Raw genomic sequence first — 22,302 nt, 5'->3', positions numbered from 1 at the left:
ATGCAGCAAAGGCTTTACAGCAAATTGTCAATACGCTGCGTTACGGCTAATTCCTACTCTTTCAAATGCTCAAATCCTTTCATAGCCGTAACACAACCTACTGGCGTAGCTACTACTGGGGGAGATAAGGGAGTAACCGACCCCTAGCCCCTAAGAGGAGGGGAAAAAGGAGTAGGGGATAATAACTGTCACCTGTCACCTGTTTTTCACCAATTCCACATCACAGGACTATCATCAAGATGGTCGGTGACAATACGACCGATCGCATCAATTTCGCTAATCTCCTCAGCAGATAGTTGAATATTGCCAGCTTGGGCGTTATCTTTGGCTTGTTCAGGATAACGCGCCCCGGCGATCGCATTTGTTTGCGGTTGGGCGATTAACCAAGCTAATGCCAGCTGCGCTAAAGTAGCATTATGGCGTTCGGCGATGGGACGCAGTTTATCTAGAGCTTGTTGAGCGCGTTCAAAATTCTCTCCTTGAAACAGTTTATTTTTAGCGCGGTTGTCTGCTGAGTCAAATTGTTGTCCGCGAGTAAATTTACCTGTTAGTAACCCTTGGGCTAGGGGCGAGTAAGCTAGGATGGATATCTGATTTTCCACACAGTAAGGTGCTGCATCCTTTTCTACTTGCCGCCAAAATAAAGAGTAGGGAGGCTGTAGGCTGTCAATTCTGCCATATTGTGAGGCTTCTTGTAGTTGGGCGCGGGAAAAGTTGGAAACACCAATGGCGCGAATTTTTCCTTGCTGTTTAAGATGATTGAGAGCGCTCATAGTTTCCTCAATTGGTACTGGCTCACTATTGAAAGCACCAGCCGGCCAATGAATTTGATATAAATCAATGTAATCTGTATTCAAGTTTTTGAGAGAGCGATCGCAAGCTGCAATCACTTGATCATACTTGAGATGGTTGGCGAAAACCTTAGTTGCATACTCTACCTGCTCACGCACATCAGATAAAGCCTCAGCTACAATCCTCTCAGAATGTCCTTCACCATAGACTTCGGCTGTGTCAATTGTAGTGATCCCTGCTTCAATTGCGGCACGGATGGCTTTAATTGAATCAGCATCTTCAATTCCCACCCACATTTTCTTCCCAGCTTGCCAAGTTCCCATGAGAATGGGTGAGATTTTGACATCAGATGTCCCTAGTGTTCGCTTTTCCATAAGTTCTCTAATTCACTTCCCTGGATAGTTTCATACGTTAACAGTGTTACCTTCAAATTAAATCAGAGTTCCAGTAGATGCCGATGCTGACAGAATTAACTCAAACAGTGCATACACTCAAAGAATGGGCAGTTGCAATCAATGCCTTAGAAACTGGCAAAACAATTATGTTGCTACGCAAAGGCGGTATCCATGAAAAAAACGGACGCTTCCAAGTAGCGCAAGAGCAGGTTTTGCTTTATCCCACTTATGAACATCAACAGCCTTCCTTACTCAAGGCTGAATATGCAAATCTTGTACAGCCAGTACCATCTGGTTGGCATCCAGAAACAGTCCGCATTGGCAGTTGGGCGCAGATCACCGATATTCTACCAATCTCCGACGAGGAAATTGTCAAAGGCTTACTACCTTTCCACATTTGGAACGATAATTTTATTAGCGATCGCTTAAAGTGGAAACCAAAACAACCAATATTCATTCTCCTCCTGCGGGCTTACAAACTACCCCAAGTCCAAGAAATTCCCTATAATGCAGAATATGGCGGTTGCAAATCATGGATTGATATCACCTCACCCATCCAACTACAAAACTCCCAACCAGTTTTATCTAACTCTGACTATAGGCAGATTGTAGAAGAAATTAAGGTGACAGGTAACAGGTGATAGGTGACAGGTAACAGGTGACAGGTAACAGGTGATAGGTGACAGGTAACAGGTGACAGGTAACAGGTGACAGTTATTATCGCCTACTCCTTTTTCCCCTCTTGGGAGGGGCTAGGGGTGGGTTACTCCCCCATCTCCCCCCACTCCCCCATATCGGATAAAAGATAGAAAATAGTTTTAACAGTCAACAGTCAACAGTTAAGTACATTGGTGAAACACCGCACCAATGCTTGGAAGGCTTAGAAAGGCGCTTGTTTATCCCCCACCATACGCCCTAGCTGACTGATAACTGATAACTGATAACTGATTTAAGCTCATTTTCATCACTAGTAATCTTACTCATGCAGACTCAAAAACCATCTGTCAGCCTCATCCGAGCTACTTCCTACCAACGGGAAGCTTTGCGGGAATCTCTTGCTACCTTGCTAGAACCTCTTGGAGGGATGGCTGCTTTTGTCAAACCAGGACAGCGTGTTTTACTTAAGCCTAATTTACTTACAGGATCACGCCCAACTAAGGAATGTACCACCCGTGCCGAACTAGTCTATGCAGTAGCCCAAATGGTCATTGACGCAGGCGGACAGCCTTTTTTGGGGGATAGTCCAGCTTTTGGTAGTGCCAAAGGTGTAGCAATAGCCAATGGTTATCAATCGCTTATTCAAGAACTCAATCTGCCAATCATCGATTTTCACGGCAAACGTTATCAAACTGTGAGTGAAAACTTCAATCACCTACTGCTAAGTAAAGAAGCCATAGAAGCAGATGTGATCATTAACTTACCAAAAGTTAAATCCCATATGCAGTTAACTTTAACTCTTGGGGTGAAAAATCTCTTTGGTTGCGTTCCTGGGAAAATGAAAGCATGGTGGCATATGGAAGCAGGCAAAGATGCTAACCGATTTGGGGAAATGTTAGTAGAAACTGCTAGGGCCATTAATCCAGACTTAACTATTTTAGATGGGATCATTGGTCACGAAGGTAATGGCCCCAGTGGCGGTGAACCTCGTCCCTTGGGTATATTGGCAGCAGCATCGGATGTATTCGCACTAGATAGGGCAATGGTAGAAATTCTCAACGTCCCACCCCATCAAGTGCCTACCGTTGCTGCATCTCAAAGACTAGGCGTTTGTCCAGAACTTGCAGATATCGAGTTTCCTAACTTACATCCTGATTTATTAAAAATTGATGATTGGCAACTTCCAGACAAGTTGATGCCCATCGATTTCGCTATGCCTCGTGTCATCAAATCCACGTTTAAACATTTTTATATCCGATTTATCAAGGAACCCATGAGCGCTTACGGTAGGCAGTAAGTTATAGCAATAGCCAAGACAGTTAGGGCATGAGGAAATGAAAAACTTAGACAGCAAAAGAGTTTTAACTCTGTCAAGAGTCCCCTGCTATTTGGTATTAAATGCGCGACAGCTTAGTTTATCCTGAGCTTTTGAGCAGAAACAACTGCAAAGCCTGCTACAGCAACATCTCAATTAGCAGCTTAGGCTATAGATTACCCTCCGATTGCTTAACCAGACCGCCCTATCCTAGTGGCGGTTTTTTTAGTTATTAGTCATTGGTCATTGGTAAGTAGAGACGCGATTAATCGCGTCTGTACAGTCAACCGTCAAGACTCGATAGTTAATAATCTATCTTTATGCAGATTGACAAGTCTGCATTTATTCAGTATCTGTTGTTAATTATTACTATCGTAGAAAATTCTAGTGGTGCGATCGCCAACAGTGAAGAAAATGCGATCGCCAAACAAGTGCTAGTAATATTCATAAATTTATCTGTATTTCTTCCAATTATCAATATAAATAATGCCAATAATGTCTGATCAATTGGTTATATTCTCCTACATCTTTGGTTCTGTATTGCTTTGAGCCGGAAAACTAACTTTATATCTTCAGTAGTATTTCGTATTTTACTCAATATTCCTTATAAGAGAAATCGCCAGACAGACATGAAATAAACTATTTCGAGATGTTACAATATTGGCAACCTTTGAGTATTAAGGTTAATAATTAATATGTATAAATATCAGATAAAACACTTTCTATCATGGTTCCTTAACCAAAGATTAACCCAATGACAACGGATTATATCTAGGAATCATAACAAATCAGTCACTAGAATCATTAGGAAATGTTAATCATCAACTTTGTGTCAAAAATAGCAAGTAAAAAACGACAATTATGATAAGCGCCAAATTGGCTGATGTTTTTAACGGCTACACATTTGACAGTAAAAAATAGCTAAAATACTATAGAGACTCTCCCCAAGAGAGCAAACTTATCAAGAGACGTGATTGACTCTAAACTTTGTATGAACTCAGATAGCCAGGCTGCCAGTCCTTCCGATACGTACTCCCATCGTTTGGCAGATATTGTGGGAACAATAATCGCATTGGTAACTTTAACCCTACCTGTGTTTGTGATTGGACACTATTCAACCGATGTCCCCAATAATCAACAACCCATGACTTCCCAACTCCCACAAAGGGAGGTTAGTCATTAGCTAAAAATTTGCTAACAATTGATTACATTAACTCGCAAATGCTCACATGGTGGGATGGTTTATGTACCACCACGAGAAGCAGTTAAAAAACTTGGACTGCACCCAAACACACTAAGGAAGTACGCCGATAATGGGAAAATCGAGAGCATCAAAAACGAAGCGGGACAACGACTATTCAATGTCGAGTCCTACCTTCGCGGTGCAACAGATCGCTCCCTTGTTTGTTACTGCCGAGTTAGTTCAGCCAAACAACGAGACGACTTTGGTAGACAAATTGCTGATATGCAATCACTCTACCCAGAAGCCGAAATCATCAAAGATATCGGTAGCGGAATCAACTTTAAGCGTAAAGGACTGCAAACCTTACTGGACAGACTTAGCAAGGGAGATAAGCTCACGCTTGTTGTTGCCTGTCGTGACCGACTGTGCCGATTTGGATTTGAACTCATTGAGTACATGGTCGAGCAGAACGGTGGACAAATCGTGGTTCAAGGGCAAACTGTACACTGTCCCGAATCAGAACTTACCTCGGATCTTCTCTCCATCCTCCATATCTTCTCTTGTAGGATGCAGTACTTGCGAAAATACAGTAAAAAAATCAAGGAAGATCCGGATATTCCTAACAGCAACTCAAAAGCAAACGATTAAACAGTGGTTTGGTGTTTCTAGGTTTGTCTACAACACCACAGTTAAGCTACTGCAAGATTCAACTATTAAAGCAAACTGGAAAGCAATCAAAACAGACATATTGAATGGACTACCTGGTTTTTGTAAATCAGTACCCTATCAAATTAAGTCAATTGCTATTAAGGACGCTTGCAAAGCTGTTAGTAATGCTAAGAAAAAATTTCAGAATGGTGGTGGTATTAGTAAGGTGAAATTTAGGTCTAGAAAAGACCCGATTCAGTCTTGCTATATTCCTAAATCTGCGGTGTCAGACAAAGGAATTTACTACAGTATTTTAGGTGAGGTAATACTTAAAGAATCCTTGCCTCAAAGCTTTGGTGACTGCCGATTAGTAAAAGCCTATGGCGACTACTATTTGACAGTGCCAGAGGATGTGTCACGACAACAATACGATAACCAAGGACTTGTTGTGGCACTTGACCCCGGTATCAGAACATTTATCACCTTCTTTTCAGAGTTTAGCTTTGGTGAAATTGGAACTTCAGCTAATATTCAAATTCAAAAACTTTGTTTTCGATTAGATAAGTTGATTTCTAAAATTGCCAAAGCTAAGTGCAAATCCAAAAGAAGATTAAAGTTTGCTGCTAGTAGACTACGAGGTAAAATTAAAAACCTTGTAGACGAACTGCACAAGAAAACCGCTCGATTTTTGGTTGATAACTTTGACATTATTCTGCTGCCAACTTTTGAAACATCACAAATGTCCAAGAAGGCAAAGCGAAGAATTAGGTCAAAGTCAGTGCGTCAAATGTTGACACTATCTCAATATACTTAGCAAGACAGCTATTTCTAAAAACTGGCAAGATAGTAAGCAAATTTGATTTAATTTACGAATATAAACAAAACAAGCACTATCAAGCTCTATATTCACAAGCAGCACAGCAAGCCTTAATTACTGTAGCTGAATCATTCCAATCATTTAAGCAACTTAGAAAAGTCTTTTTTGAGGGAAAAATAGAGCAAAAACCTAGATTACCTAATTACCGCAAAAAAGGCGGATTAGCCTTAGTTTCGTATCCTAAACAAGCTTTAAAATTAGTTAATGGTCAAATTCGTGTACCATTGGGTAGTCTAGTTAAAACTTGGTTCGGGATAGATTCATTTACAATTCCACTACCCAGTAATTTAGATTATCTAGAAATTAAAGAATTACGGATACTTCCCCGTAACGGTTGCTTTTACGCTGAGTTTATCTACAAGCTAGAACCGCAAAAACCAGATTTAGACTACAGTTTGGTTTTAGGTATTGATCATGGGATCAATAACTGGTTAAGCTGTATTTCTAACGCAGGAACAAGCTTTATTGTGGATGGTCGCAAAGTTAAAAGCTTAAACCAGTGGTACAACAAAGAAGTAGCAAGGCTTAAAACTAATCAACCTCAAGGATTTTGGAGTAAAAAGCTTGCACATATTACTGAAAAGCGTAATCGCCAAATCCGTGATGCAGTTAATAAAGCCGCCAGAATAGTAATCAATCATTGTTTAGAATACAAGATTGGTAATATTGTTTTTGGTTGGAATGAAGATAATAAAGATGGTATTAATTTAGGAGCAAAAAATAATCAGAAAATTGTACAGATACCAACTGCAAGATTAAAACAGAGGATTAAACAGCTATGTGAACTATATAGCATCAAATTTCAGGAAATTGAGGAAAGTTACACCAGCCAAGCGTCGTTTTTAGATGGTGATACAATACCTAAATTCTGCGAAAAACCGGAAGGGTGGGTATCAAGTGGAAAACGAGTAATGCGCGGGTTGTTTGTAACTGCAACTAGTATTAAAATCTCTGCTGATTTAAACGCCAGTGCAAATATGCTGATTAAAGCAAAGACACAGCTAAATTTAGTATTTGATTTAGCCAAGGTTGTTAGGGGGCTTTTGACCGTCCCGCCAAGGATCTTTCTTTGGGAAAAGAACTGTAAAACGCGAAGGGGAGTGGCTTTAGCCCTCCCCGTAGCATCAGTTTAGAATCCCTGTGCTTCAGCACGGGGAGTAGTCAATGCAGCAAGTCTGCATTCTTTGCTTGAGTTTGAGTGAATTCCTCCCATTCCAGCTTTGAAAATGCCCTAACTTACATCTTGCACCATTCTCTTATTGACAAAATAACAGGCTAGAAAACTTATTATTTCGTAGGGTGGGGAGTGCAGGGAGCCACCTGCTTATTGAGAAGGTGCAAGATATCAGCTAACCTATGTGACGACGGCTATATCTGTAAACCCGCCCCTACTTAATGGGACTTAGACAAAAAGTAGGCTGAAAAAATCATCAAACGTATACACCAAAAGATTTTGACATCGTTTTACCTAGTTTCTTGATATATCTTGGTTTGAAACACTTTTGAGCCTTCGGTGTGTTTCCCTTGCCCTATATAGGTTTGAGCCTTGTTTCTGCCTCAAAAATGTTCAAGTCCCACTAATTTCTTGCTATATCTGGGTTTCAAGCATTTTTGAGCCTGTGGTGTAATTTCCTTGCCCTGTATGGGTTTGAGGTTTATTTCTGCCTCAAAAATGTTTAAGTCCCGCTAATTACTTAATAATATGGTTGGTTTGAGTGGTAATTGGCAATAGTCAATAGGTAATTGTTTCTTTCTATTACCAATTACCAATTACCAATTACCAACCCCCACAGATAATATAGTCTTCCAACGAACTTGATATAAGTCCCGTTTTAACTGCGATTAATCCGAATCAACTCGGTTAAGATACTATCCAAGCTACCGTTAACTTGAATTTTCTCAATTTTTTCGGCAATTCGCTCTAGCACTTCCAACTCCTTCAAACGCAACGCTACGGGGTTATCTTCCATCACCTTGGCGGTATTCAACATACTGCGGGTAGCAGCAGTTTCTTCACGCCGACGAATTACATTGGCTTGGGCGGCTTTTTCAGCTTCCACAACCTTGCTTAAAATCGTCTTAATCTCACCAGGGAGAATGATATCTTTCACCCCAACAGAATCGATTTCAATTCCATAGTCAGCAGTTTTTTGCCGAATGTATTCAAAAATACTACTATCAATCGCGCCTTTGTCCTCCAGTAAAGCATCCAAAGTTCTTTCGCCCACAGCGCCACGCAAGGCAAACTGCAATTCTTTATATAGATAGTTGGGAATATCCGATAAACCATTTTTGGCTAAGAGAGGGTCGAGAATACGGTAGCCAGCAGTTAAGTTTAAGCGTAATGGAACCTTATCTTTACTGAGGATATCTTGACCAGATACTTCCAAAGTAGAGTAACGCAAGTCAAAAACTTCTGTACGCAGAGAACGTCCAAACAACCACCATGCGTGCTTTCCAGATGGTAGCTGTGCTTGAAATTCTTGATTTACGTAGAGTAAACCAATGTGCTGTGCAGGTACTTCGCAAATATGTAAGTAATTGCGACTTAAAACTAGAACTTCAGGTAAACCAGAAACTAACTCCGCAACCAGGCGAGTAGGTAACTTGGCATCGCTGCTGATGTCAATTACTTCAACTTCAACGCCCCGCCAGAATAGCTTGCGGCTAGTCGGTGGTAGGATGGCAATGACCTTACCTTGATAACGTGCGATCGCCACCTGTTGATTCTGCAATTGCACAATCTCGCAATAATTAGCCACAAAATCAGGATGTTGTTCCACCAAGATTTCTTCAAGTGGAAGTTCGGGATTAGGAATAATACGACTGAAACTCCGCACCGAAACATCCCTATCAACAGACCAGAAAGCATACTCACCTGTTTCTAGTGGTCGCGAAAAATTATTCTGCACATATAGCAAACCAATCTCATACTCCAAAATGTGGAATCTCTTAATTCCACTCAAAGCCATTCCTCGCACCTGTCGCACAAACTCAGCAGGTAGTTCCAAGCTTTCTTCCAAATTGAAAAAATGCGCTTCTACCTCAATAAAACCGCGCCAAAACGCCCGTAACTGATTTGGTGTCACACTAACCCAAGTTTGACCCAAACGTACTAAAGCAGCTTGATTAAATGCTGTTCTGACTATTAGTAAATGTTCCTGTAACTCTGAGGCGTGATTTCGCAGTAACAGTTCCAAATTCTCAATCTTAACTTCCGGCTGATTCAGGTCATAAGTTTGTACTTGCCAATGGCGACCAAAATAAGTATAAGTCCCTGGCTGTAATACTTTCTTGAAATCACTACGATGATATAAAATTCCGATTTCGTTAGGTTTGATATAAAACGTTTTCCACATAGAAAATAGCATAGATAAATTTGGAATCTTGAATCTAAATAACGGCATTTATAACTTAGGTATTGTATTTTGTGCTGTTGAATTTATAGTTTGTTCAATTCGCTTTAACCTTGTCTGTGGACGTTTAGCGCTAGCAATCCAAGAGAGGATATTCTTTTTAGTTGAGTTACTTAACCCGGCAAAATATTTATTAGCAGTTTCATTGGCAGCTAAAGCCTGTTGTAAGTCATCGGGAATAACTAAAGCTTCGATAGCATCTAAAGTAGTCCATGAACCATCTTGTTTTGCGGCTGCAATTTTGGCTAAACCAGCCTCAGTCATTAAACCTTCGTCAATCAATTCTTGAATATATTGCTTATTCAATTTTGACCAGACACTTTTCGGTTTTCGAGGAGTGAATATTTGCATATAACTCTCCCCATCCAAGGATTTAACTTTACTGTCAATCCAACCAAAACATAAAGCTTCTTTAACTGCCTCACTATAGCGAATACTCGGTTTACCGCTTTTTACTTTGTAATACACTAACCATACACCAGCAGTTTGATAGTTCCTTTCCAACCATTCCCGCCATTCTTGACGATTGACAGCGTGAAATGTTGGTAATTGATTATCAAAATTTGGCATAGAGATAACTTATTAATTCATAATATGTAAAGACTCTGGGGGAACATGATCCACTAAATAAACCCCATTATCTGAACAATAAAAAGTAAAACCTGCTTGATACATAACCAGAGCATCAACAACTAAAATCACTGGTTTTCCATGCCGCATTCCTACTTTTCTAGCAGTTTCTACATCTGGAGATAAATGCACATGATGACGTGACATTTTCAGCAGTCCAGATTGTAAGATTGCTGGTACTGATTTCTCACCTGTACCGTGATAAAGAATAGCCGGTGGAATTTGTGGTTGTAGTTGCAAATCTACTTCCACACTATGTCCCTGGTTTGCTCTGATTTTAGTTCCAGTCTCATCAAATGAAAAGCGCTGCTTGTCGTTGTTAGCCACCACCTGTTTCAATTCTGCATGGGAAATAGGAAATCGATGAGATTTACAAGCACCCAGTAACTCATCAACTGCTACCCAACCGCCTGGAGCCAAAACCAAACCAAGGCGTTCTGGTGTATGACGCAAATGTTTACTTAAAAATTTGCTGATTTTGACCTGACGTTCTTGATTCATCGTCTCGACTTCAAGTTATTACATTTATACTACACATGCTACAACATATTTTAAAACTCTGCAAATGTAGGTGTGACAGTTTAGTTGCGGGCGAAATGCGTCTCCAAAACTGGATTAAGATTGCTGCTACTTGCTTCTAGACTACCCTTGAGTAATCTATAAATAACAGCGCTCAAATATGTCGTTCATTTTGCCTAGTTAGGAAAACGAAGGAACATACTCAAGTTAGGGAGAGGACATTCGCTCTAGCTTCTTCACTGCTACTATCGAACATCACTAGGTGATGAACGACAGTAAACCTACATCACAGAGTTTTACTAAAGTTAAATTGGCTACTGTGACAGAGTAGTGTCTTTTGACCCGGACAGGGTTGGTGGAAAGTATAGGAATCGAACCTACAACATATCGATTATGAGTCGATCGCTCTACCAGTGAGCTAACTTTCAGAGTCTTTAATCCGCTACTAAGCAAATCAAACGACGTAAAATAGTAACCTATCACTTTGCGGCATACGCTCAAGCCAGAGGCTGGCGCACCAGTTGGGTATATAGAACCCAAACTATAGCTAGGCAAATGTATTACTGTCTTGTAACTTAATGTAGCACAAAAAAATTTTGCATTAGCGAAAAATCTAAATCTTCATCATCTGCGTTTATCTGCGTTCAATTTTCCGAAAACCCTTGACAAACTTACACTTATCTGAATTCAGCACTAAACCAGATTATCTCCCCCTGGCTGACTAATAACTAAGCGCAAAACTGACAGTCCTAAAATTATCAAAAATAATACTAGTCCAATTGTGCAGGCATAGCTAATTTCTAAATCACTAAAGGCACGCTCATATAGATAATAAACGATGGTTTTCGAGCTATTGAGTGGCCCGCCTTGAGTCATGATGTAAACTTCTTCAAATACCTTAGTCGCGGAAATTGCGGAAATTACAGCTACAAGCGCGAGATAAGGCTTCATTAAGGGAATAGTAACATCCCAATGTTTGCGAATCCCATCTGAGCCATCAATGGCGGCGGCTTCATACACATCAGCCGGAATTGATTGCAAGCCGGCTAAATAAATCACCATGTAGTAGCCGAGTCCCTTCCATATAGTCACAGCCATGACGCTGGCTAGAGAAATCGGCACGATACCGAAAAGTTTAGCGGAAGTCGTGAGCCAGGGAATACCATCTGTAAAACCAAAGGTTTTGAGTAATTGATTAAGTAAACCGTTTTCGGCGTATAGCCATTTCCAAGCTATACCCGCCACCACCATAGAAATTACCACTGGTGTATAGTAGGCGGCTCTAAACCAATTAATTGCACGTAGTTTTTGATTAACTAAAATTGCCAACCCTAAAGGCGCAATCACCAAAATCGGCACTACACCAACAAGATAAAGAAATGTATTTTCTAAAGTTTTCCAAAAAACTGCATCTTTCCACAACCGGAGAAAGTTAGTAAAGCCTATCCATTGCGGTGGTTGGCTCAGGTCTTCGTAGCTAGTAAAACTGAGGTAGAACGCTTGCAACGCCGGCCAAAAGACAGTTAAACCCAACAAAATCAATGCAGGTAGCAAAAACAGATAAGGAGTTAGCCGTCCTTTGATGAGTATCCAATCTTTAGCCGTCAATTGATTCATAAAAGCGTTTTTTATCAGTAGGTAGCAAAGCTAATTCAGGGTAACTTCATATCTTGCACCTTCTCAATACGCAGGTGGCTCCCTGCACTGCCCACCCTACGCAATAATAAGCTTTTGGGGCTGTTATTTTGTCAATAAGAGAGTGGTGCAAGATTTGGGTAAGTAAAACTTTGGCCATTTTAACAAACCTTGCTTTCATCGCCTGTAAGCGGGTGGGCTTGGAAGGAGTTAGCACCCACTTGTTTAGGCGCACAGCCCTCACGCAGATGTCCAGCGCGAGGATACCTTTGAGAACTATTCAGGAAATCTCTAGTCACAGCCACCTGGAAACATTGCAGCGTTATCTGGAGGTTACGCTCCTAGCAGAAGCGAGAGGCGGTTTCTGTGATTGGAGTTTAATTTTATACCTTTTAAACACTAGTATATAAAGTTTTAAAAACTAACAAAAATTTGAGTTCTTTCGTTACGATAATCTCTTGTAATACTAATGTAATTCAGGATAAGTAATGATAAAGTACCCTGATTTTTCCTCTCATGGCTACCAAATTGAACGGGAATTAGGCCGCAATCTGACAGGAGGGAGGATTACCTACATGGCGCAAAGTATAAGAACGGGACAAAATGTGGTAATCAAGCAATTTCAGTTTGCTCAACCGATGGGAAATTGGAGAGATTATGATACTATTCATCAAGAAATTAAAGTATTGCAGAAACTTAATCATCCCAGCATCCCTCGCTATCTGAATTCTTTTGAAACCTCGACAGGTTTTTGTTTAGTACAAGAGTATAAGAATGCTCCCTCCTTGGCAGTAGCGAGTGATTTGAGTCCTGAAGATATTCAGCAAATTGCTGTTAAATGTTTAGAAATGTTAATTTATTTACAACAGCAACAACCTGTTGTTATCCATCGGGATATTAAACCTGAAAATATCCTAGTAAGTCAAGATAAAAAAGTTTATTTGGTCGATTTTGGGCTGGCTAAACTTGAGGAAGGAGAGATATCAAGTACGATTGCTAAAGGAACATTCGGGTTCATGCCTCCTGAGCAGATTTATAAACGTCAATTAACAAAAGGTTCTGACTTGTATAGCTTAGGGGCTACTATAATCTGTCTTTTAACGAATACAAAATCGATTAACATTGGAGATTTAATTGATGAAAACGAGCGAATTAATTTTAGAAAAAAGTTACCTAAATTACCTCGCTCTTTTGTTCTCTGGTTGCAAAAGATGGTTGAACGAAAGCTAGAGAAACGCTTTCTTAATGCTGAGGAAGCACAGAAAGCATTAAAACTATCTACAAATGGTAGTTCTATAAATAGTATTCCTGCATTTAATTCTAGATTGATTAATCTGTCTGCGGCAGGTTTATTATGTTTTACTTTATTAATATTAATTATTGATCAGGGTAACAAATGGATAGAACACGAGTCTATTTTAGCTGAACAGGAGCGACAAGCAAAGTTAGAAGAACAGATACAAGCTGAAAGACAACGTATAGAAGCTGAACAAGAGGCTGAAAGACAACGTATAGAAGCTGAACAAGAGGCTGAAAGACAACGCATAAAAGCTCAACGAGAGGCTGAAAGACAACGCATAAAAGCTCAACGAGAGGCTGAAAAAAAACGCATAGAAGCTCAACGAGAGGCTGAAAGGAAACGCATAGAAGCTCAACGAGAGACTGAAAGGAAACGCATAGAAGCTCAAAAACAAGCTCTTGTTATTCAGTTGCAAGAAAATAAATCTTGTATTGGCTGTGATTTATCAGGTGCAAATTTAAAGGGTTTATTTCTTGAAAACGTAAACTTAGAAAAAGCTAACTTACAAAGGGCTAATTTATCAGGAGCTAAACTGAAAGGAGCAAACTTAAGTTTTGCTAAATTACAGAATGCTGAATTAGAAGATTCTGATTTAGAAAATGCTAAATTACAGAATGCTGAATTAGAAAATGCTAATCTACAAGGTGCTAAATTAATCTCTGCTCAATTAGAAGATGCTAATCTACAAAATGCTAATCTACAAGGTGCTAGATTAATTGCTGTTAACCTCAAAAATGCTAGATTACAAAATACTAACTTAGAAAATGCCAGTTTTGAATACGACTCTTTGTATGCTTCAGTGGAGGCTAACCTAGAAAATGCTAATTTACAAGGTGCTAACCTTAGAAACGCTAACCTTACAGGAGCTAACCTAAAAAATACCAATTTAAAAAATGCAGATTTAAGGGAAGCTAAATTATATAGAGCTAATCTAGACGGCGCTCAGACAGTAAATGCTAAATTTGATGGGTCATACAGATAGATGGTTTTTATCCTTTCATTGATACATAAGGATGTTCGGGAAATATTGCTCCCCAGCAGCATAATTTTTGCGTAAGTTAGTAGGGTGCGCTACTTATGAATATTTTCTTGGTATAGCTAGTGTTTCTTGTACTGACGCACCCTACATTTTACTGGGGGGAGATGAGGGAAACCCACCCCTAGCCCCTCCCTGGAGGGGAACGGAGCAGGGGAGAATCACAACTGACAACTGACAACTGACAACTGACAACTAACTAATTGTTATGCTATATTAAACGTAGTCGTTATGAGTTCGTATAAATATTATGTCTAACCCAACTGTAGAAAACATAGTAATTATCGGTTCTGGGCCAGCAGGGTACACGGCGGCTATCTATGCGGCGAGAGCTAACCTAAAACCTGTGGTATTTGAAGGTTTCCAAGCTGGGGGTTTGCCTGGTGGGCAGCTCATGACAACGACTGAGGTAGAAAACTTTCCAGGGTTTCCCCAAGGGATAACCGGGCCGGAATTAATGGATCGGATGAAGGCTCAAGCGGAGCGCTGGGGGGCTGAGTTATATACTGAAGATGTGACATATGTTGATTTAAGTCAGCGTCCATTTACTGTGCGCTCCGATGAAAGGGAAGTGAAGGCGCATAGTATTATTATCGCTACTGGTGCAACAGCAAAGCGTTTGGGTTTACCGAGTGAGCATCAATTCTGGAGTCGGGGAATTTCTGCTTGTGCAATTTGTGATGGTGCTACCCCAATTTTCCACGGTGCGGAATTGGCTGTAATTGGTGCTGGCGACTCGGCGGCGGAAGAGTCGATATATTTAACTAAGTACGGCTCAAAAGTTAATTTGTTGGTGCGTTCTGAGAAGATGCGGGCTTCTAAAGCTATGCAAGACCGCGTTTTAAGTAACCCCAAAATCACAGTGCATTGGAACACAGAAGTTGTCGATGTGTTTGGTAATGGTCACATGGATGGGGTAAAAGTCCGCAATAGCAAAACTGGGGAAGAAACTAACCTGCAAGTAAAAGGTTTGTTTTACGCTATTGGTCACAGTCCCAACACATCTTTATTTAAGGGACAACTGGAACTGGATGAAATTGGTTATGTTGTCACCAAACACGGTTCGCCAGAAACCAGTGTAGAAGGTGTGTTTGCCGCCGGTGACGTACAAGACCATGAGTATCGCCAAGCAATTACGGCGGCTGGTAGTGGGTGCGCGGCGGCGTTGTTGGCGGAAAGGTGGTTGTCTGTTAATGGTTTGATTCAAGAGTTCCATCAAGAACCGACAATTAATAATGAGTTAGAACATCAGCCAGAAGCGCAGAAAACCGAAGCGGAACAAGCGGCGGAGTTTGATTTGAATGCAACACGCCATGCTGGTGGCTATGCTCTACGGAAATTATTCCATGAAAGCGATCGCCTACTCATTGTCAAATACGTTTCTCCCGGTTGTGGGCCTTGCCATACCCTCAAACCAATATTAAATAAAGTAGTCGATGAATTTGACGGCAAAATCCACTTTGTAGAAATTGACATCGACAAAGACCGCGATATTGCTGAAAATGCTGGCGTAACCGGAACACCAACCGTCCAGTTTTTCAAGGATAAGGAACTGGTGAAAGAGGTTAAAGGTGTGAAGCAAAAGAGTGAGTATCGCCAGTTGATTGAAAGTAATATTTAACGATTGGGGACTCTATCAGTTATCAGTGAACAGTGAGCAGTGGAAATAACCTGACAACTGTCAACTGATAACTGACAACTGACAACTGACAACTGATAACTGGAATCCCCATGTAAAATGGTCAGCGTATCTTGCGCTATGCAGGCGATCGCTCATGACCATTACTAAACGTCAGTTGCCTAAATTGGGGCTTTTTGTCAAAAATCCCACCCTTTCCCACAAATTAATGCAAATTGGGTTAGCCATTACCCTATTTTTCATCTTCCTGGCATTTTTTGCACCTGTATTTCAGGCTTGGGGATGGCTACAAAACCCTAAAGATTTTCTTTCTAACATCCCCCAAGTCCCACCATCGGCTAAACACTGGTTTGGTACTAGTCGTTTAGGACATGATGTGTTTTCCCGCACCGTATTTGGCGCTCAAGCTGCATTACAGGTAGTGATTTTAGCTACAGCGTTGAGTATGTTGATTGGTGTGCCTTTAGGGATGGTGAGCGGCTATCTCGGCGGTAGGTTAGATAAGGCGCTGCTGTTCCTTATGGATAGTATTTATACATTACCAGGATTACTACTGTCAGTAACTTTGGCGTTTGTGGTGGGGAGAGGAATCTTAAATGCAGCGATCGCAATTAGTATTGCCTACATTCCCCAATACTACCGCGTGGTGCGTAACCATACCGTCAGCGTCAAAACCGAAGTATTCATCGAAGCCGCGCAAGCAATGGGCGCTTCTACCTGGACAGTGCTTTCCAAATATTTATTTTTCAACGTCATTCAAAGCGTACCTGTACTTTTCACCCTCAACGCCGCCGATGCAATTTTGGTACTAGGCGGTTTAGGCTTTTTAGGGCTAGGATTACCGGAGGAAGTGCCAGAATGGGGGCATGATTTAAAACAAGCACTAGAAGCACTACCTACTGGGATTTGGTGGACTACACTGTTTCCAGGTTTAGCAATGACATTAATGGTGGTAGGGTTATCACTACTTGGTGAAGGGCTAAATGAAATTGTCAATCCGCGATCGCGGGGAGAAAATCGGAAGTAGTCATTAGTCATTGGTCATTGGTCATTGGTCATTAGATTTTTGACTATGGACTATTGACTATGAACTATGGACTTTATATATTACTGAGAGATTAAAGTGAAAGATAACATTTCGTTAATAGCGGCGGCGGCTGGTGGGTTTATGCTTTCTGTGGCGCTATCTGGAATTTTAAAAGGTGCGCCAGTGACAGTTGCACAGGAACATTCTAGTTTTCGTACCAGCGTTGTCACAAATTTAAGAGTTACAGCCAAAAAAACCAATAACTTAGAATTTTTTGACCAAGCAGCGAAAAGCTAAAGCTCGTAGTAAGGACTTTAGTCCTTATAATCTGATATAGCTGTGTTGAGGCGCACAAATCATGCTTTTCGTGACAGTTCATCTCGAAATATGCGCCTAACACACCGATAATTTTATTTTCACATAAATAACCTCTTAAGCTTTTATTTACGAACTAGCTCTGTATTTTGCCAAGTCATGTGTTATACATGGTAAGTGTTATTACTGTAGGGCTGATGTCTGATTCTCAACCTTCTACCTCTTCTAACGCTAATCCCTTAGATAATTTTGAGTTGGAGTTATTGAAGCAGGAATATTTTTTCCTGCAAAACACTATTGAAGACTACAATAAGCAAATTTGGGCAATTAAAGCCCTTGGGATCACTGGAACTGGTGCTGTAATTGTCTTGGCGCTGCAACAGAATAAGAGTGTGTTGGCTTTGGTTGGCTGTGCCATTCCTATCTTTTTTTGGGTTTTAGAAAGTCAATGGAAACATTTTCAGCGTGGCTTTTATCCCCGTGTTGGCGAAATTGAAAAAATCCTCTTGGAAAGCTGCAAATTAAAAGGGCCTGCTATCTTTAATAGCTGGAGTTATTCATTGAAACGGGTGACTGTTCCCAAACGGAAAGGTTATATTTGGGACGGTTTGCTAAATCCCACTGTCTTTATCAGTTATGTTTTAGAAATCGTTTTTCTCCTAATTGCTTGGAAGGTCATCCCCTTAATTTGAGGCGGGTTAATAAGGAATTTTCTCAATGGCGCAAACACTGACATGGCTACATCTTTCAGACCTCCATGCTTGTAAACCTAAGACTGGTTGGGATGCTAGACGAGTTACTGATACTCTCTGCAAGGATTTGAAAAAAATGCAGGAGAAGTATGGGTTAAGACCGGATTTGATTTTCTTTACAGGTGATGCGGCGTATGGTCACATCGGAAATAGTGATGGAAAATCAATAACCGAGCAATTTCGTGAAGCCCATGATTTCTTAACAGCAGTTCGAGAGTCTTTTGAGCCAGCCATTGAGCAAAGGAACCTTTTTATTGTACCGGGTAATCATGATGTTAATCGAGAGCGCATAACTGACTTTGAGACAGAATGGTTACTGAGTGAGAAGAGAAATTTAGATGATATTACTGGTTGTATCCAGAAGATGGGAGACAACTGGAAGCAACTTCTTAGGCGTTTAGGTGATTATGCTTATTTTCTTGAGACTTCTGGTTATGAGCATCTACTGACAGGACGCGATCGCTTAATTTATGCTGATGCACGAGAGTTTAATGGGTTACGTGTAGGTATTGCTGGATTTAACTCTGCTTGGTCATCTAGAGGAGTTGGTCGAGAAGAAATGGGGCGGCTTTGGATGGCGGGGCGATTTCAGCTTGAGACTCTAAATCAACAGATGCCACCTAATGATTTCAAGATAGCCCTGCTGCATCATCCTAGTAACTGGTTGTTTCCTGAAGAAAACCCAACTTTTGGTAGGCAGTTAGAACGAGATTTTCCTTTTGTATTACATGGGCATGAGCATCAGGATTTTGTTCGCCCTAATGCTGCCAACGGACACACAGTTATTTCCACAGGTGCTTGTCATGAATGGTCTGAAAGTAAAAACAATGGTTATAACTTTGTGCGGCTTGACTTTACACAAGGAACTGGTGAGGTTTGGTTGCGCCAATATGATTCTACAGGGGCGGGTTGGATTCCTCGCGTTATTTATGAGCAAACAGATGATTTAGGATGTTGGAATTTAACACATTTAAAGCCTTGGATGGAAAAGTTATGTAGTTCTATTGCCGCAAAAAAAAACCCTAACCCTGCTGTAGAACTATCAATAGATAATATTACTTCTGAAAGTAAAGATGACCCAGCAGCAGATTATGAAGTTCGTTATCGTCAAGCTGTGGTTAATAAGTTAGATTATGTGCAGCTTTTTGGCATTGAAGTACCCAAGGAGTCTAAAGAATATTCACTGACTGTTGCTTATGTATCTTTGAATTTATCTGATGAAGATGAGGAGATGACAGAAGCAGAAGAATTAGAAGATGATATTAACGAACTCACAGCACAAGATGCAAATACATTTCCAGCAGAGGAGGTTTTTGATAATCTTTGTGATGAAAAGCGTTTGCTGATACGTGGAGTGGCTGGTAGTGGCAAAACAACTCTTTTGCGGTGGGCGGCTGTACAATCTGCTAAAGATGAACCTGTTTCTAGAGACAGAGCAAAACAAAAATTACCATTAATTAAGCCTTCATTGAGTCAGCTTGATGGCGAAGCTGAGACTCAATTTGCAGATAATTCTGGTGACTGGCGAGAAAAAATTCCCTTCATTATTCGCTTGCGGGATTACACTAAAGGTCAGTTGCCCCGACCTAGTGAATTTCCTCTTTTATTAGCAAAAGAACTACCTGATCCGCCTACTAATTGGATTGATGATGTTTTAAACAATGGTCGTGCTTTGGTGATGTTTGACGGAGTAGATGAAGTTCCCCAGCAAGTGCGGGATGAAACTATGCGGGAAATCCGTCAGTTAATTAAAACTTATCCAGATAATTATTATGTAGTGACAACACGCCCTGAAGCAGTCGAACGAAGAGAGTTTATTGAACTTGGGTTTGTATCTGCGCGGGTTGAACCGATGACCCCTGTTGACCGGGACACCTTCATTGATAAATGGCATGAGGCGATGGAAGTTCGGTTACGAAATTGGAACGAACCGGCAGATTTACGACCTTTGGCTAAACGCTTAAAGCAGCGACTTGAAACTACTCCTGCTGTGGCTCGATTAACTAGTAATCCTTTGCTTTGTGCAGTGGTTTGTGCGCTTCATCGGGCAAGAAATGAGAACCTGCCAGAAACACCTGTGGATTTATGCGAAAAGCTGTGCGAGATGCTGTTAGATCGCCGGGATAAAGAGCGATCGCACTTTGAAGACCAAAAATGGATTAATCAAGCGTATCAAGGGTTAGACTTTCCGTTTCGTAAAGGATTGCTGTCTCAACTTGCTTTTCACATGGTTAGTTCAGGTGTATCTGCAATTACTGTTTCTGAAGCCCAACAACAAATTAGTGAAGCTTTAGAAACCTACAAGAAATCTAATATTAAAGCTGCCGATATTCTTCAAGCACTCGTAGAACGTAGTGGAATGCTTCAGAATTTGGGTGAGAAAATTGAATTTCTGCACAATACTTTAAAAGAGTTTCTCGCAGCCGAACGTTTTGTTAATATCGGTGATTTTCAGACATTAGCAAATCACACTGATGAAGCTTCCTGGCAACCTGTTATTTTATTTGCTGTTGCGCTACCAAGAGATGGTTCTAGCTTTGCTACTGACCTTGTAAGAGCAATTCTTAACAAAACTCCTTTAAATGCTCCTGCTAAACGGTCGAAAAAAGGCCGAGTAGAAGCTGCAAAAATTAGGACACAGCAGTTCTTTTTTCTTCGGTGTTATACAAATGCTTACCAGCTAAATGATTCAGAAATTACCCAAGCTTTTACCCAGTTATCAAAACAGCTTTTGCCACCTCAAAATATAACGGATGCAGTAGCCTTAGCATCCTGTGGTGAAGCGATCATACCTTATCTTAAAAATCGAACAGGTTGGAAAGCAGCAGAACGTGCAGCTTGTGTACGAATGCTGGGATTAATCGGTGATCAAAGAGCTAACGAGCTTCTTAAAGAGTTTTTAGATGATAAAACTCTCAAAGTTGCTCAAGAACTAGTAAATTTTGTTGATGATTGGAGCCGAATATCAATCATTAGAAAACACGTTGAACAAGATGGGCTTCTTCCGATTTCAATTCCAAAAAAATTGTGTAACTCAAATCCGTTGTCCAAACTGAATAACCTCACACAGCTAAATCTTTCAAACACGCAAGTGAGCGATATTTCAGTTCTGTCTGACTTGACCAACCTCACACAGCTAAATCTTTCAAACACGCAAGTGAGCGATATTTCAGTTCTGTCTGACTTGACTAACCTCACACAACTAGATATTTCATACACGCAGGTGAGCAATATTTCAGTTCTGTCTGACTTAACCAACCTCGCACAGCTAGATATTCCATTTACGCAGGTAAGCGATATTTCAGTTCTGTCTGACTTGACCAACCTCACACAACTAGATATTTCATTTACGCGGGTAAGCGATATTTCAGTTCTGGCTGACTTGACTAATCTCACAGTGCTAAGTCTTTCATTAAAGCAAGTTAGGGATATTTCAGTTCTGGCTGACTTGACTAATCTCACAGTGCTAAGTCTGTCATTTACACCAGTGAGCGATATTTCAGTTCTGGCTCACCTGACCAACCTCAAAGTTCTAAGTCTTTTCTTAACACCAGTGAGTGATATTTCAGTTCTGGCTCATCTGACCAATCTTAAAGAACTATATCTTTCAGGAACGGCGGTGAGTGATGTTTCAGTTCTGACTCACCTGACCAACCTTAAAGAGCTAGATGTTTCAAGAACGCAAGTGAGGGATGTTTCAATTTTAACTAAACTGACCAACCTTACATCGTTATATCTTTCAAAAACGCAGGTAAGCGATGTTTCAGTTCTGGCTAACCTGACCAACCTCACATCGCTAAATCTTTCAGGAACGGCGGTAAGTGATATTTCCGCTCTGACTAACCTGACCAACCTCACATCGCTAAATCTTTCAGGAACGGCGGTGAGTGATATTTCCGCTCTGGCTCACCTGACCAACAACCTCACATCACTAAATATTTCATATACTCAGGTACGTGATATTTCCGCTCTGGCTCACCTGACCAACCTTACATGGCTAAATCTTTCAGAAACACGGGTGAGTGATGTTTCCTCTCTGGCTCACCTAACTAACCTGCAAATCTATGGATGAGGCTAATAATTCCATAAAACCAGAATAAAAACCTATGATGCCTCTACCTTAGATAAAGTGTAGCTGTGAATGTCACCCAAGGAACGCTGGAAAA

At 40.7% G+C, this 22,302-nt stretch carries 19 protein-coding genes and 1 tRNA gene; 14 read left to right on the top strand and 6 right to left on the bottom strand.

The window, feature by feature from the left end; genetic code table 11:
• Positions 1-206 precede the first annotated feature (206 nt).
• Positions 207-1,166: an aldo/keto reductase gene (locus H6G83_RS07020; protein ID WP_190469008.1), complete on the bottom strand. Its 960-nt coding sequence runs from the start codon at positions 1,164-1,166 to the stop codon at positions 207-209.
• A gap of 83 nt (positions 1,167-1,249) precedes the next feature.
• Here H6G83_RS07020 and H6G83_RS07015 point away from each other — a divergent pair, with 83 nt between their 5' ends.
• The 7 genes from H6G83_RS07015 (at position 1,250) to H6G83_RS06985 (ending at position 7,000) form a co-directional block, all read left to right on the top strand.
• Positions 1,250-1,828, top strand: coding sequence for a DUF1802 family protein (locus H6G83_RS07015; protein WP_190469005.1), 579 nt, complete (start codon positions 1,250-1,252; stop codon positions 1,826-1,828).
• Positions 1,829-2,169: 341 nt separating this feature from the next.
• Positions 2,170-3,141 carry a DUF362 domain-containing protein gene (locus H6G83_RS07010; RefSeq protein ID WP_190469002.1) on the top strand — a complete coding sequence of 324 codons (972 nt, stop codon included), beginning with the start codon at positions 2,170-2,172 and terminating at the stop codon, positions 3,139-3,141.
• 338 nt (positions 3,142-3,479) lie between these two features.
• Positions 3,480-3,662 carry a hypothetical protein gene (locus H6G83_RS07005; protein WP_190468999.1) on the top strand — a complete coding sequence of 61 codons (183 nt, stop codon included), beginning with the start codon at positions 3,480-3,482 and terminating at the stop codon, positions 3,660-3,662.
• A gap of 488 nt (positions 3,663-4,150) precedes the next feature.
• The gene (locus H6G83_RS07000) at positions 4,151-4,342 is read left to right on the top strand and encodes a hypothetical protein (RefSeq protein ID WP_190468996.1); all 192 of its coding nucleotides are present in this window, start codon (positions 4,151-4,153) and stop codon (positions 4,340-4,342) included.
• 54 nt (positions 4,343-4,396) lie between these two features.
• The gene (locus H6G83_RS06995) at positions 4,397-4,990 is read left to right on the top strand and encodes an IS607 family transposase (RefSeq protein ID WP_190468993.1); all 594 of its coding nucleotides are present in this window, start codon (positions 4,397-4,399) and stop codon (positions 4,988-4,990) included.
• Positions 4,875-5,804 carry a transposase gene (locus H6G83_RS06990; RefSeq protein ID WP_313935361.1) on the top strand — a complete coding sequence of 310 codons (930 nt, stop codon included), beginning with the start codon at positions 4,875-4,877 and terminating at the stop codon, positions 5,802-5,804. The genes H6G83_RS06995 and H6G83_RS06990 overlap by 116 nt, the downstream gene beginning before the upstream one ends.
• Positions 5,789-7,000 carry an RNA-guided endonuclease InsQ/TnpB family protein gene (locus H6G83_RS06985; protein ID WP_313935358.1) on the top strand — a complete coding sequence of 404 codons (1,212 nt, stop codon included), beginning with the start codon at positions 5,789-5,791 and terminating at the stop codon, positions 6,998-7,000. Before H6G83_RS06990 ends, H6G83_RS06985 begins: the two co-directional genes overlap by 16 nt.
• A 699-nt stretch (positions 7,001-7,699) precedes the next feature.
• Here the strand turns inward: H6G83_RS06985 and H6G83_RS06980 are convergent.
• From H6G83_RS06980 to H6G83_RS06960, 5 genes are all read right to left on the bottom strand, one after another.
• Positions 7,700-9,226 (bottom strand): slipin family protein, encoded by a 1,527-nt coding sequence (locus tag H6G83_RS06980; protein WP_190468991.1) that lies wholly within the window; start codon positions 9,224-9,226, stop codon positions 7,700-7,702.
• Between the two features lie 48 nt (positions 9,227-9,274).
• Entirely contained in the window at positions 9,275-9,853 is a 579-nt protein-coding gene (locus tag H6G83_RS06975) for a YdeI/OmpD-associated family protein (RefSeq protein ID WP_190468988.1), read from the bottom strand.
• A gap of 12 nt (positions 9,854-9,865) precedes the next feature.
• Positions 9,866-10,414: an RNA 2'-phosphotransferase gene (locus H6G83_RS06970; protein WP_190468985.1), complete on the bottom strand. Its 549-nt coding sequence runs from the start codon at positions 10,412-10,414 to the stop codon at positions 9,866-9,868.
• 371 nt (positions 10,415-10,785) lie between these two features.
• Positions 10,786-10,860: transfer RNA gene (locus H6G83_RS06965), tRNA-Met, on the bottom strand.
• Between the two features lie 265 nt (positions 10,861-11,125).
• Positions 11,126-12,049: a carbohydrate ABC transporter permease gene (locus tag H6G83_RS06960; protein WP_190468983.1), complete on the bottom strand. Its 924-nt coding sequence runs from the start codon at positions 12,047-12,049 to the stop codon at positions 11,126-11,128.
• A gap of 212 nt (positions 12,050-12,261) precedes the next feature.
• On the opposite strand from H6G83_RS06960, the gene H6G83_RS35185 reads away from it, so the two are divergent.
• From H6G83_RS35185 to H6G83_RS06925, 7 genes are all read left to right on the top strand, one after another.
• Complete coding sequence (locus H6G83_RS35185) at positions 12,262-12,477, top strand: tyrosine-type recombinase/integrase (protein WP_390821370.1); 216 nt, start codon at positions 12,262-12,264, stop codon at positions 12,475-12,477.
• A gap of 78 nt (positions 12,478-12,555) precedes the next feature.
• Positions 12,556-14,349 (top strand): pentapeptide repeat-containing protein, encoded by a 1,794-nt coding sequence (locus H6G83_RS06950; RefSeq protein ID WP_190468980.1) that lies wholly within the window; start codon positions 12,556-12,558, stop codon positions 14,347-14,349.
• Positions 14,350-14,653: 304 nt separating this feature from the next.
• A complete protein-coding gene (gene trxB / locus H6G83_RS06945) occupies positions 14,654-16,024 on the top strand; it encodes a thioredoxin-disulfide reductase (RefSeq protein ID WP_190468977.1) in 1,371 nt (456 codons plus the stop codon).
• Positions 16,025-16,178: 154 nt separating this feature from the next.
• A complete protein-coding gene (locus H6G83_RS06940) occupies positions 16,179-17,069 on the top strand; it encodes an ABC transporter permease (protein WP_190468973.1) in 891 nt (296 codons plus the stop codon).
• Between the two features lie 96 nt (positions 17,070-17,165).
• On the top strand, positions 17,166-17,366 hold the full coding sequence (locus tag H6G83_RS06935; protein ID WP_190468970.1) for a hypothetical protein: 201 nt from the start codon (positions 17,166-17,168) through the stop codon (positions 17,364-17,366).
• Between the two features lie 215 nt (positions 17,367-17,581).
• Positions 17,582-18,076, top strand: a complete 495-nt coding sequence (locus tag H6G83_RS06930) for a hypothetical protein (RefSeq protein WP_190468968.1) — start codon at positions 17,582-17,584, stop codon at positions 18,074-18,076.
• Positions 18,077-18,101: 25 nt separating this feature from the next.
• Positions 18,102-22,208 (top strand): leucine-rich repeat domain-containing protein, encoded by a 4,107-nt coding sequence (locus H6G83_RS06925; protein WP_190468965.1) that lies wholly within the window; start codon positions 18,102-18,104, stop codon positions 22,206-22,208.
• Positions 22,209-22,302: the final 94 nt, after the last annotated feature.

The sequence above is a fragment of the Anabaena azotica FACHB-119 genome, assembly GCF_014697625.1.
In the GTDB taxonomy this organism is placed as follows: Bacteria; Cyanobacteriota; Cyanobacteriia; order Cyanobacteriales; family Nostocaceae; genus Trichormus; species Trichormus azoticus_A.
This window is presented reverse-complemented; position numbering and strand designations above follow the sequence as displayed.